This window comes from Agrococcus sp. GW821-FHT14H11, from assembly GCF_058803545.1.
Genome location: NZ_JBXAPA010000003.1, coordinates 225,039 through 237,384, shown reverse-complemented (window position 1 = coordinate 237,384; position 12,346 = coordinate 225,039). Strand labels below are relative to the sequence as shown.

General features: G+C 73.9%; 9 protein-coding genes. All 9 read right to left on the bottom strand.

All coding sequences use genetic code 11. From position 1 onward, the window contains the following. Positions 1-27: 27 nt before the first annotated feature. The 9 genes from AC1RNL_RS05040 to AC1RNL_RS05000 all read right to left on the bottom strand — a co-directional run bounded on the left by AC1RNL_RS05040 (position 28) and on the right by AC1RNL_RS05000 (position 12,338). On the bottom strand, positions 28-651 hold the full coding sequence (locus AC1RNL_RS05040; RefSeq protein WP_310125216.1) for a superoxide dismutase: 624 nt from the start codon (positions 649-651) through the stop codon (positions 28-30). A gap of 94 nt (positions 652-745) precedes the next feature. Beyond that, complete coding sequence (gene whiA, locus AC1RNL_RS05035) at positions 746-1,726, bottom strand: DNA-binding protein WhiA (protein WP_146356128.1); 981 nt, start codon at positions 1,724-1,726, stop codon at positions 746-748. Between the two features lie 14 nt (positions 1,727-1,740). Continuing rightward, the gene (rapZ, locus tag AC1RNL_RS05030; RefSeq protein WP_225792723.1) at positions 1,741-2,604 is read right to left on the bottom strand and encodes an RNase adapter RapZ; all 864 of its coding nucleotides are present in this window, start codon (positions 2,602-2,604) and stop codon (positions 1,741-1,743) included. After that, positions 2,601-4,514 carry an excinuclease ABC subunit UvrC gene (uvrC, locus tag AC1RNL_RS05025; protein ID WP_364193907.1) on the bottom strand — a complete coding sequence of 638 codons (1,914 nt, stop codon included), beginning with the start codon at positions 4,512-4,514 and terminating at the stop codon, positions 2,601-2,603. Before uvrC ends, rapZ begins: the two co-directional genes overlap by 4 nt. Then, positions 4,511-7,387: an excinuclease ABC subunit UvrA gene (gene uvrA, locus AC1RNL_RS05020; protein ID WP_146356132.1), complete on the bottom strand. Its 2,877-nt coding sequence runs from the start codon at positions 7,385-7,387 to the stop codon at positions 4,511-4,513. Before uvrA ends, uvrC begins: the two co-directional genes overlap by 4 nt. 75 nt (positions 7,388-7,462) lie before the next feature. Further along, positions 7,463-9,181: an acetyl/propionyl/methylcrotonyl-CoA carboxylase subunit alpha gene (locus AC1RNL_RS05015; protein WP_492934608.1), complete on the bottom strand. Its 1,719-nt coding sequence runs from the start codon at positions 9,179-9,181 to the stop codon at positions 7,463-7,465. Between the two features lie 13 nt (positions 9,182-9,194). Further along, positions 9,195-10,748, bottom strand: a complete 1,554-nt coding sequence (locus AC1RNL_RS05010; protein ID WP_492934607.1) for a 5-oxoprolinase subunit B/C family protein — start codon at positions 10,746-10,748, stop codon at positions 9,195-9,197. A gap of 22 nt (positions 10,749-10,770) precedes the next feature. Next, positions 10,771-11,571: a putative hydro-lyase gene (locus AC1RNL_RS05005; protein ID WP_128190437.1), complete on the bottom strand. Its 801-nt coding sequence runs from the start codon at positions 11,569-11,571 to the stop codon at positions 10,771-10,773. Beyond that, on the bottom strand, positions 11,568-12,338 hold the full coding sequence (locus tag AC1RNL_RS05000) for a LamB/YcsF family protein (RefSeq protein WP_128190438.1): 771 nt from the start codon (positions 12,336-12,338) through the stop codon (positions 11,568-11,570). The genes AC1RNL_RS05005 and AC1RNL_RS05000 overlap by 4 nt, the downstream gene beginning before the upstream one ends. Positions 12,339-12,346: the final 8 nt, after the last annotated feature.

Below are 12,346 nucleotides of genomic sequence, written 5' to 3'. Positions count from 1 at the left end.
GCCCCGGTCACATGGTGACGTTTCGGGTCAGCGGACGATGAGTCCCGCGGTCTGCGCCTTGGCGGCGTCGAACCGGGCCTGGGCGTCCTGCCAGTTGACGATGTTCCAGAACGCCTTGACGTAGTCGGCCTTGACGTTGAGGTAGTCGAGGTAGAAGGCGTGCTCCCACATGTCGAGCATGAGGATCGGGTGCGCGCCGACCGGCACGTTGCCCTGCTGGTCGAAGAGCTGGAAGACGTTGAGTCGCGAGGCGATCGAGTCCCACGCGAGCACCGACCAGCCGGAGCCCTGGATGCCCGTGGCGTTCGCGGTGAAGTGCGCCTGGAACTTCGAGAAGTCGCCGAAGAACTCGCCGATCGCGGCCTGCAGCTCGCCCTCGGGCTCGCCGCCGCCGTCGCCGGAGAGGTTGTTCCAGAACACGGTGTGGTTCGTGTGCCCGCCGAGGTTGAACGCGAGGTCCTTCTCGAGCTTGTTGACGTTCGTCAGGTCGTCGGCGTCGCGCGCGGCCTGCAGCTTCTCGAGCGCGGTGTTCGCGCCGTCGACGTACGCCTTGTGGTGCTTGTCGTGGTGGAGCTCCATGATCTTCGCGGAGATGTGGGGCTCGAGTGCCGCGTAGTCGTAGGGCAGATCGGGAAGGGTGTAGACGGCCATGGGGCTCTCCTCTCTTGCGCGCGTCGCGCGCCGATTGGTCGATCTCGATCCTATCCACGGCCCCTGCACGAGTCAGGAGCGCGGATGCCGGGCGTCACACGTCGATGTCCTCCGGCACGGCGGCCTCGGTGTCGGGGATGCCGCGGTCCTGCGCGGCGCGGTCGGCCATCGCGAGCAGGCGTCGGATGCGGCCCGCCACGGCGTCCTTCGTCATCGTCGGGGTGGCGAGGTGGCCGAGCTCGTCGAGGCTCGCGTCGCGGTGCTCGACGCGCAGCCTGCCGGCGTAGGCGAGGTGCTCGGGCACGTCGGGGCCGAGGATCTCGAGCGCGCGCTCGATCCGCGCGCACGCCGCGACGGCCGCCTGCGCGCTCCGGCGCAGGTTGGCGTCGTCGAAGTTCACGAGCCGGTTGGCGGTGGCGCGCACCTCGCGCCGCTGCCGCAGCTCGGCCCACGCCTGCACGGTCTCGTGGGCGCCCATGGTGGTGAGCATGCGTGAGATCGGCTCGCCCTCGCGGATGACGACGCGGTGCGTGCCGCGCACCTCGCGCGACTTCGCGGGCACGCCGAGCCGGCCGGCGGCACCGACGAGCGCCATCGCCGCCTCGTTGCCCGGGCAGGCCACCTCGAGCGCCGCGGAGCGCCCCGGGTCGGAGAGCGTGCCCTGGGCGAGGAAGGCGCCGCGCCAGACGCCCGCGAGGTCCTCGAGCGAGCCCGTGGTGACCTTGTTGGGCAGGCCGCGGACCGGCTTGCGCCGCGCATCCATCAGCCCCGTCTGCCGCGCGAGGGTCTCGCCCTCGGCGATGACCCGCACGAGGTAGGCGCCGCTCGAGCGGCTCGACGAGGAGGACGAGATGCGGGCGATCTCGGCCTTCACGCCGTAGAGCTCGAGGATGCTGCGCGCGAGCCTCGCGGCGGCGGCGGCGGAGTCGAGCTCGCTCTCGACCGCGACGCGGTTCGAGATCACGTGCAGGCCGCCGGCGAAGCGCAGGAGGGTCGCGACCTCTGCCGCCTTCGTCTGGGGTCGCGTCACGCGCACCCGCGCGAGCTCCTCCTTGACGTCGTCGGTCAATGCCACACCTGCTCCCTTCGTCATTCGCGCCCCAGGTCTCGATGCTTCACGGCCACGCGCAGCCCGGGCGTGCCCGACAGCCGCGAGGCCAGGTGCTCGGCCATCGCCACCGAGCGGTGCTTGCCGCCGGTGCAGCCGACGCCCAGCACGGCGTGCAGCTTGTTCTCGCGCGCGAAGCCGGCCAGCACCGGCCGCAGCGCCTCGAGGTAGCGATCGGCGAACTCCGCCGCGCCCTCCTGCTCGAGCACGTAGTCGGCCACGAGCTGCTCGGTGCCGTCGTGGCCCCGCAGCTCGGGCTTCCAGAACGGGTTCGGCAGGAACCGCATGTCGGCGATCAGGTCGGCGTCGACGGGGATGCCGTACTTGAAGCCGAAGCTCATCACCGTCAGCGTCACCTCGAGCTCGCCGCCGGGCGCGAAGCGCTCCCCCACCCGGCGCGTCAGCTGGTGGGGGTTGAGGCCGGTCGTGTCGAGCAGGTCGTCGGCCATGCCGCGCAGCGCCTCGAGGCGCGTGCGCTCCATGCGGATGCCGTCGAGGATCGTGCCGTCGCCCTGCAGCGGGTGGGGCCGGCGCACCTGCTCGTAGCGGCGCACGAGCTCGGCGTCGCTCGCCTCGAGGAAGAGCACCCGCACGGAGTGCTCGGCGCGCAGCATCTCGACGAAGCGCTTCGCGTCGTCGAAGAGGGCGCCGCCGCGCACGTCGACGACGATCGCGAGGCGGGACTCGGTGGATGCGCTGGTGGCGGCGGTGCGCACCAGCGCGCGGAGCATGGTGGGCGGCAGGTTGTCGACCACGAACCAGCCGAGGTCCTCGAGCGCATTGGCGACCGTGGTGCGACCCGCGCCGGACATGCCGGTGATGATCACGATCTCTCTTGCGTTCACGGTTCCGATTCCTGTCGCTGGGGTTCGGCGACCATCGTATCGGCGCTGAGCGCTCGCGCCACGGCCAGCGCGAGCGCCGGCCCGACGCCCGCCACCTCCTGCAGCTGCTCGGGGCTCGCCGCGCGCACGCGCTTCGCCGAGCCGAAGTGCTTGAGCAGCGCGCGCACGCGCGACGGCCCGAGCCCAGGGATGCCGCTCAGCTGCGACTCGATCGCGCTCGAGCGCTTCTGCCGCTGGTAGCCGATCGCGACGCGGTGCGCCTCGTCGCGGAGGCGCTGCACGAGGTAGAGCGCCTCGCTCGAGCGCGGCAGGATCACCGGGAACTCCTCGTCGGGCAGCCACAGCTCCTCGAGCCGCTTGGCGATGCCGGCGAGCGCGACGCCCCGCACGCCCGCCTCGTCGAGCGCGCGCTTCGCCGCCTGCACCTGCGGACGGCCGCCGTCGACGAGCAGCAGCTGCGGCGTGTAGGCGAACCGCGACCCGGTGTCCTCCGGGTCGCCCTCGACGAGGTAGCGCGCGCGGCGGGTGATGATCTGGTGGATCGAGTCGGTGTCGTCGGTCGTCTGCGCGATCGCGAACTTGCGGTACTGGTCCTTGCGCGGCAGCCCGTCCTCGAACACCACCATCGACGCGACGACGCCGGTGCCGCCGAGGTGCGAGACGTCGAAGCACTCGATGCGCAGCGGCGCCTCGCCCATGCCGAGCGCCTCCTGCAGGTCGGCGAGCGCCTGCGAGCGGGTGACGTAGTCGCTCGTGCGCTTCGTGCGGGCCACCTGCAGCGCGTGGGCCGCGTTGACCGCCGCGGAGTCGGCGAGCCGGCGCTTCTCGCCGCGCTGCGCGACGCGCACCGCGACGCGACCGCCGAGCCCCTGGTCGGCGCGGCGGTCGGTGAGCCACGCCTCGAGCTCGTGCACGCTCTCGGGCTGCTTCGGGAAGAGCACCTCGCGCGCGGGCGGGTCGCCCGTCTCGTAGGCGATGCGCAGCACCTGGGTGGCGAGCTCGCCCTCGGTGAGGTCGATCTCGGTGTCGACCACCCACGACTTCGTGCCGCGGATGCGGCCGCCCCGCACCGCGAACAGGTGCACGGCCGCGCTCAGCTCGTCGTGCACGAGGCCGAAGACGTCGGCGTCGACCTTGTCGGAGAGCACGACGCTCGTGCGCGCCAGCACCGTCTCGAGCGCCGAGAGCTGGTCGCGCAGGCGCGCGGCCCGCTCGAACTCGAGCCGCGCGCTCGCGCGCTGCATCTGCTCCCGCACCCGGTCGACGAACTCCTGGTCGCCGCCGTTCATGAAGGCGACGAGGTCGTTGGCCGTCGCGCGATGCTCCTCGAGCGTGACGCGCCCGACGCACGGCGCCGAGCACTTGCCGATGTCGCCCAGCAGGCACGGCCGGCCGGTGCGCTCTGCCCGGTCGTAGACCGACTGGCTGCACGAGCGCATCGGGAAGGCCTTCAGCAGCAGGTCGAGCGTCTCGCGGATCGCCCAGACCTTCGTGTAGGGCCCGAAGTAGCGCGCCCCGCGGATGCCGCGGTTGCGCGTGATGAGCGCCCGCGGCACGTCGTCGCGCATCGTCACGGCGAGGTACGGGTACGACTTGTCGTCGCGGAACTGCACGTTGAAGGGCGGCTCGTACTCCTTGATCCAGGTGAACTCGAGCTGCAGCGCCTCGAACTCGCTCGCGACGATCGTCCACTCGACGCGCACGGCCGTCAGCACCATCCGGCGGGTGCGCTCGTGCAGCGTCTCGAGCGGCTGGAAGTAGTTCGCGAGCCGCTGCCGCAGGTTCTTCGCCTTGCCGACGTAGAGCACGCGCTCGTGCTCGTCGCGGAAGCGGTACACGCCGGGCGCGGTGGGGATCGTGCCGGGCGCCGGCTTGTACGCGACCGTGCGTGAGCCGGGGGCGCGGCTCATCGCACTCCCGCGCCCAGGATCTCCTTCAGGAAGCCGCCCGTGTGGCTGGCCTCGACCTCCGCCACCTCCTCGGGGGTGCCGGTCGCCACGATGGTGCCGCCCCCGGAGCCGCCCTCGGGACCGAGGTCGATGATCCAGTCGGCGCTCTTGATCACGTCGAGCGAGTGCTCGATCGTGAGCACCGTGTTGCCCTTCTCGACCAGGCCGTCGAGCACCTCGAGCAGCTTCCGCACGTCGTCGAAGTGCAGGCCTGTGGTGGGCTCGTCGAGCACGTAGATGGCGCGGCCGGAGGTGCGCCGCTGCAGCTCGGTCGCGAGCTTCACGCGCTGCGCCTCGCCGCCGGAGAGCGTCGTCGCCGACTGCCCGAGCCGCACGTAGCCGAGGCCGACGTCGACCAGGGTCTTCAGGTAGCGGTGGATCGACGAGATCGGCTGGAAGAACTCGGCGGCCTCCTCGATCGGCATCGCCAGCACGTCGGCGATCGACTTGCCCTTGTAGTGCACCGAGAGCGTGTCGCGGTTGTAGCGCGCGCCGTGGCACACCTCGCACTCGACGTAGACGTCGGGCAGGAAGTTCATCTCGATCTTGAGCGTGCCGTCGCCCTGGCACGCCTCGCAGCGGCCGCCCTTGACGTTGAAGGAGAAGCGGCCGGCGAGGTAGCCGCGGGCCTTCGCCTCGGAGGTCTCGGCGAACAGGTTGCGGATCTTGTCGAACACGCCCGTGTAGGTCGCGGGGTTGGAGCGCGGCGTGCGGCCGATCGGCCCCTGGTCGACGTGGATCGCCTTGTCGAGGTGGCCGAGCCCGGTGACGCGCGTGTGCTTCGCGGGCACCTGGCGGGCGCCGTTGAGCGCGTTGGCGAGCACCTTGTAGAGGATGTCGTTGACGAGCGTCGACTTGCCGGAGCCGGAGACGCCCGTGACGGCGACGAACACGCCGAGCGGGATGTCGACGTCGATGCCCTGCAGGTTGTTGGCCCGCGCGCCCTCGATGCGCAGCTTGCGGCCGGGGTCGAGCGGCCGGCGGCGCTCGGGCACCGGGATCGACTCGCGCCCGGCGAGGTAGGCGCCGGTGAGCGACGTCGGGTGCTCGAGCAGCGACTCGTAGGTGCCCGAGTGCACCACCTCGCCGCCGCGCTCGCCCGCGCCCGGGCCGATGTCGACCACCCAGTCGGCGGTGCGGATGGTGTCCTCGTCGTGCTCGACGACGATGAGCGTGTTGCCGAGGTCGCGGAGCGTCTCGAGCGTGCCGATGAGCTTGCGGTTGTCGCGCTGGTGCAGGCCGATCGAGGGCTCGTCGAGCACGTACAGCACGCCGGTGAGGCCGGCGCCGATCTGCGTGGCGAGGCGGATGCGCTGGGCCTCGCCGCCCGAGAGCGTCGCGGCCGCGCGCGAGAGCGACAGGTAGCCGAGCCCGACGCGGATGAGGAAGTCGAGCCGCGCGCGGATCTCGCGCAGCACCGCGGCCGCGATGTGCGCCTCGCGCTCGTCGAGCTCGAGGCCGTGCATGTACGCGTGCGCGTCGTCGAGGCTCATGTCGGCGACGGTGGCGATCGAGCTGCCGTGCACGAGCACGCCCAGCACCTCGGGGCGCAGGCGCGCGCCGCCGCACTCGGGGCACGGCACCTCGCGCAGGAACTCGCCGTGCTTCGACCGCGCCCAGTCGCTGTCGGCCTCGGTGTGCTTGCGCTGGATGTAGGGCATGACGCCCTCGTAGCCCGACGCGTACTTCAGCTGCCGGCCGTAGCGGTTGCGCCACTGGACCATGACGTTGCCCTCGGTGCCGTGCAGGATGACGTGGCGCACGTCGCTGTCGAGGTCGCGCCAGGGGGTGTCGAGCGAGAAGCCCATCTCGCGCGCGAGGCCGCCGAGCAGCCGCTCGAAGTAGGTGTAGAGCCCCTTGCCCGACTGCGTCCACGGCAGGATCGCGCCCTCGCGCAGCGACAGCGCCTCGTCGGCGATCACGAGGTCGGCGTCGGCGGCCATGCGCGTGCCGATGCCGGTGCACTCGGGGCACGCGCCGAACGGGGCGTTGAACGAGAAGGTGCGCGGCTCGATCTCGGTGAGCGCGACGGGGTGCCGGTTCGGGCACGAGAGCTTCTCGCTGAAGGTGCGGCGCCGGCCCTCGTCGTCCTCCTCGAGGTCGACGTAGTCGATCGTCGCGAGCCCGTCGGCGAGCCGCAGGGCGGTCTCGAGCGAGTCGGTGAGGCGCGTCAGCATGCCGGGCTCGGCCACGAGGCGGTCGACGACCACGGCGATGTCGTGCTTCTGCTGCTTCTTGAGCGCCGGGGCGTCGGCGAGCTGCACGAGCTCGCCGTCGATGACGGCGCGCGAGTAGCCGGTGGCGACGAGGTTGCGCACCAGGTCGACGAACTCGCCCTTCTTCTGCTGGACGACCGGCGCGAGGATCTGGAAGCGCGTGCGCTCGGGCAGCTCCATGAGCTCGTCGGCGATCTGCTGCACCGTCTGGCGCTGGATGCGCTCCCCGCAGACGGGGCAGTGCGGCACGCCGATGCGCGCCCACAGCAGGCGCATGTAGTCGAACACCTCGGTGATGGTGCCGACCGTCGAGCGCGGGTTGCGGTTGGTCGACTTCTGGTCGATCGACACCGCCGGGCTCAGCCCCTCGATGAAGTCGACGTCGGGGCGGTCGACCTGGCCGAGGAACTGACGCGCGTAGGCCGACAGCGACTCGACGTAGCGGCGCTGCCCCTCGGCGAAGATGGTGTCGAACGCGAGCGACGACTTGCCGGAGCCGGAGAGCCCCGTGAACACCACCAGCGCGTCGCGCGGGATGCGCAGATCGACGTCCTTGAGGTTGTGCTCGCGCGCGCCGCGCACGTGCAGCTCGGAGGTGTTCGTGGTCCTGGTCGTCACCCGACGAGTCTACGAGCGGCCACCCACACGGCGGCCCGTGTTCGCGCTCGGCTCATCCCCCGACGGCGTCCCTGCTCACCCCTCGATGCGCCCGATCGCCTCGTCGAGGGCCACCGACGCGCCCTCCTCGGCGAGGCGCCGCAGCGTGCCCGCGCGGTGCGCGGCGACGCGCGTCTCCATCTTCATCGCGTCGACGACCGCGACGGCCTGGCCGGACTCCACCGCAGCCCCGTCCTCCACGAGCCAGCGCACGAGCGTGCCCGGCACGGGCGCCGTCACCGCCGAGGCGTCCGCGGCCGGCGCGGCGGGCTCCGCAGCCGACGCCGAGCCGCCGGGCGCCGCGAGCAGCCCGTCGGGCAGCCCGAGCACGACGCGGCGGCCGTCGACCTCGATCGCCACGCGGCGCAGCCGGGCGCCGGGGACGGGCGCGGGCCGCAGCTGGGGCTCGAGGCGCGGCATGAGATCGGCCTCGATCCACTGCGTCGAGACCGCGAAGCCCTCGGTCGAGAAGGCCGGCTCGTCGAGCACCGCCTCGGCGAACGGCGCCACGGTGGCGACGCCGACGACCTCGAGCTCGCGGAGCGCCCGGCGCATGCGCACGAGGGCGGCGTCGCGGTCGGGCGCGTGCACGATGAGCTTCGCCGCGAGCGAGTCGAACGCCGCCTCGACGCGGTCGCCGGCCTCGACGCCCGCGTCCCAGCGCACGCCCGGGCCCGCCGGCGCCCGCAGCGCCTCGACGAGGCCCGGGCTGGGGAGGAACCCGCGACCCGGGTCCTCGGCGTTCAGCCGCAGCTCGATCGCGTGGCCCGACGGCGCGGGCGTCTCGCGGATCGACGGGCCGAGCCCTTCGGCGATGCGCAGCTGCTCGCGCACGAGGTCGACCCCGGTGACGGCCTCGGTGACCGGATGCTCGACCTGCAGCCGGGTGTTCACCTCGAGGAACGAGATGGTGCCGTCGGCTCCCAGGAGGAACTCGACCGTGCCCGCGCCGCGGTAGTCGACGGCGGCGCAGATCGCGCGCGACGCGTCGTGGATGCGGGCCCGCTGCGCGTCGGTGAGACCGGGCGCGGGCGCCTCCTCGATGAGCTTCTGGCTGCGCCGCTGCAGCGAGCAGTCGCGGTCGCCGACCACGACCACGCCGCCCGCGCCGTCGCCGAGCACCTGCGCCTCGACGTGCCGCGGCCGCTCGAGGTAGCGCTCGATGAAGCACTCCCCGCGGCCGAACGCCGCGATCGCCTCGCGCGTGGCCGAGCCGAACGCATCCGCGACCTCGTCGATGGTGCGCGCGACCTTCAGGCCGCGGCCGCCGCCGCCGAACGCCGCCTTCACGACCACCGGCAGCCCGTGCTCGCGCGCGAACGCGACCGCCTCGTCGGCGTCGGCCAGCGGCCGGTCGGTGCCGGCCGCGAGCGGCGCGCCCGCCTCCTGCGCGATGCGGCGCGCCGTGACCTTGTCGCCGAGCGCGTCGATGCTCTCGGGCGTCGGCCCGATCCACGTGAGGCCCGCCTCCTCGACGGCGCGCGCGAACGCGGCGCTCTCGGAGAGGAAGCCGTAGCCGGGGTGCACCGCGTCGGCGCCGGCGGTGCGGGCGGCCGCGAGCAGCGCGTCGATGCTGAGGTACGTCTCGGCGGCGGTCGTGCCCTCGAGCGCGACGGCCTCGTCGGCGTGCCGCACGTGCATCGCGTCGACGTCCTGGTCGGCGTACACGGCGACCGAGCGGTAGCCGGCCTCGGCGCAGGCGCGCGCGATGCGCACGGCGATCTCGCCGCGATTGGCGATCAGGATCTTCTCCACGTCGTCCTCCTGGTCAGTGGGGCGGCGCCGCGATGCGGAACCGGATGCGGGCGCCCGGCGGCAGCTGCCCGGCGAGGTCGAGGTCGCGGTCGACGACCGCGCCGATGATCGGGTAGCCGCCCGTGAGCGGGTGGTCGGGCAGGAAGAGCACCGGCTGGCCGTCGGGCGGCACCTGGATGGCGCCGGTCACCGCTCCCTCGCTCTCGAGCTCGCCCTCGCGGGAGCGCTCGAGCGGCGTCGCGCCCTCGAGGCGCACGCCCACCCGGTCGGAGCGCGGCGTCACGAGCCACTCCTGCTCGACGAGCGCCGCGAGGGCGTCGTCGGCGAACCAGTCGGTGCGCGGGCCCAGCACGATGCCGAGCTCGACGACGTCGCCCGGGCGGGGCAGGCGGATGCGGGGGGCCCGGGTGCGCTCGACCGCCGCGGTGCCGCCGGCCGGGCCGTGCAGGGGCAGCGCGTCCCCCGCCGCGAGCGGCGCGGGGCCGAGCCCGGCGAGCGTGTCGGTCGCGAGGCTGCCGAGCACCGGGTCGAGGGCGATGCCGCCGCGGATGGCGATCACGGTGCGCAGGCCGTCGCGCAGGCCCCCGATGCGCAGCTCGTCGCCGTCGTCGACCGCGACGGCACGCTCGGGCTCGACGGCGTGCGGGCCGTGCGGCGTCTCGAGCGACGCCACGGCGTGGGCGCCGGCGAGCGCGACCACGGCGGGGCCGCGGAACCGCAGCACCGCTCCCCCGCCGGCGAGCTCGAGCCCGGCGGTGCCGGGCGGGTTGCCGACGGCGCGGTTCGCCTCCCGCAGCGCGCCCCGATCGGCGGCGCCGGAGGCCGAGACGCCCTGGGCCGCGAGGCCGGGCCGGCCGAGGTCCTGCACGAGCAGCTGCACGCCGGGCCGCACGACCTCCACAGCGTGCGCGGCCGTCACGGCGTCGCGCTGCGGCGCCGCGGGTGCGGCGAGCTCGCGGTCGACGCGCTCGAAGCGCACCGCCGTGCCCGGCGCGAGCAGCGCGGGCGGGTCGCGGTCGAGGTCCCACATCTGCGCGTCGGTGCGGCCGATCAGCTGCCAGCCGCCCGGGCTCTCCTTCGGGTAGACGCCCGAGAAGCGGCCCGCGAGGGCCACGGAGCCGGCGGGGATGCGCGTGCGGGGCGACGGACGGCGCGGCACGTCGAAGAGCGGGTCGTCGCCGACGAGGTAGCCGAAGCCCGGCGCGAAGCCGGTGAAGGCGACGGTCCAGGTGGCCGCCTGGTGCCGAGCGACGAGCTCGTCCTCGCTCACGCCGAGCACCTGCGCGACCTCGGTGAGGTCCTCGCCGTCGTAGCGCACCGGGATCACCACGGAACCGAGGCCCGCTGCGCGCGACTCCTCCGGGGCCACCGCGAGCAGCCGCTCCGAGAGCGCCCGGGCGTCGACGAGCGTGGGGTCGAAGCGCACGAGCACCGTGCGCGCGGCCGGCACGAGCTCCGTGAGGCCCGGGAGCCGGGCGGCGACGAGCGCCGGCAGCAGCCGCATGGCCTCGTCGAGGTCGGCCGCCTCGAGCAGGAGCGCCGTGTCGGCGGCGGGCAGCACCCTCACCGCCGAGCCCCCTGCGCCGCGCTCACAGCGCGTACGCCGCGTCGGGCGCGTCGGTGATGAGCATGTGGCCGGGCGCGTGCGTCAGCGCGAACGGCGGGCGCGAGGCCATGATCGCCGCCTGCGGCGTGACGCCGCAGGCCCAGAAGACCGGCAGCTCGCCGTCGCGCAGCTCGGGCGCATCGCCGAAGTCGGGCGCGCCGAGGTCGGCGATCCCGAGCGACGCCGGGTCGCCGACGTGCACGGGCGCGCCGTGGACGGCCGGGAACCGGCCGGAGATCGCCACGGCGTCGGCGACGCGCGCGGCGGGGATCGGCCGCATCGACACCACGAGCTCGCCCCGCAGGCGACCCGCAGGCGCGCAGTCGACCGAGGTGCGGTACATCGGCACGTTGCGCCCGAGCTCCTGGTGGCGGATCGGGATGCCGGCGTCGGCGAGTCCCGCCTCGAAGGTGAAGGAGCAGCCGATCAGGAACGAGACGAGGTCCGGGTGCTCCTCCCACGCCGCCGACGCATCCGTCGTCTCCTCCGCGAGCTCGCCGTCGCGCCAGACGCGGTAGGCGGGCAGGTCGGTGCGCAGGTCGCTGCCCGGCGCGAGGCTCGACTCGGTGCGGCCGGCCTCCAGCACCTCGAGCACGGGGCACGGCTTGGGGTTGCGCTGCGCGAACAGCAGGGTCTCGAACGCCCAGTCGGCCGGCACGGCGATGAGGTTCGCCTGCACGAGCCCGTGCGCGACGCCGCTCGTCGGGGCGACGGCGCCGCCGCGGTAGGCGGCGCGCGCCGCGCGCGCCTCGGCGAGCTGCGCCTCGAAGGCGCGCGCGCTCATCGCGCGCCCCCGGCGAACGGGGCGATCGCGACGCCCGCCGCCTCGAGCGCCGAGCGGGTGGCCTCGGCCATCGCGATCGCGCCCTCGCTGTCGCCGTGCACGCAGATCGACTCCGCCCGCACGGCGACGTCGGTGCCGTCGACGGCGCGCACGACGCCCTCCTGCGCCAGCCGCACCATCCTGGCCGCGACGAGCGCCGGGTCGTGCAGCACCGCGCCCGGCTCGGTGCGCGACACGAGCAGCCCCTCCGGCGTGTACGCCCGGTCGGCGAACGCCTCGGCCGCGGTGGCGATGCCGGCCCGCTCGGCGACGTCGAGCAGCACGCCGCCCGCGAGGCCGAGCAGCACGAGCGAGGGATCGATCGCGCGGATGGCGTTGACGACGTCCTGCGCCTGGCGCTCGTCGCGCGCGATCGCGTTGTAGAGCGCGCCGTGCGGCTTGACGTAGACCGTGCGTCCGCCGACCGCCGACGCGAGCGCCTGCAGCGCACCCAGCTGGTACTCGACCTCGGCCTGCAGGGTCGCCGAGTCGACGTCCATCGGCAGCCGTCCGAAGCCCTCGTAGTCGCGGTAGCCGGGGTGCGCGCCGATCGCGACCCCCTGCGCGACCGCGGCCGCGAGGGTGGCGCGGATGCCCTGGGGGCTGCCGGCGTGGAACCCGCAGGAGACGTTCGCGCTCGTGACGACGCGCAGCATCGCCTCGTCGTCGCCGACGACCCGGTCGGGCACGTTCTCGCCCAGGTCGCTGTTGAGGTCGATCGTGGTCATGCCGCTCC

Excerpts from the sequence above, each read along its gene's own strand:
- uvrC (WP_364193907.1), bottom strand. The coding sequence starts at position 4,514 with ATGAGCCGCGCCCCCGGCTCACGCACGGTCGCGTACAAGCCGGCGCCC.
- AC1RNL_RS05000 (WP_128190438.1), bottom strand. The coding sequence starts at position 12,338 with ATGACCACGATCGACCTCAACAGCGACCTGGGCGAGAACGTGCCCGAC.
- AC1RNL_RS05040 (WP_310125216.1), bottom strand. The coding sequence starts at position 651 with ATGGCCGTCTACACCCTTCCCGATCTGCCCTACGACTACGCGGCACTC.
- AC1RNL_RS05005 (WP_128190437.1), bottom strand. The coding sequence starts at position 11,571 with ATGAGCGCGCGCGCCTTCGAGGCGCAGCTCGCCGAGGCGCGCGCGGCG.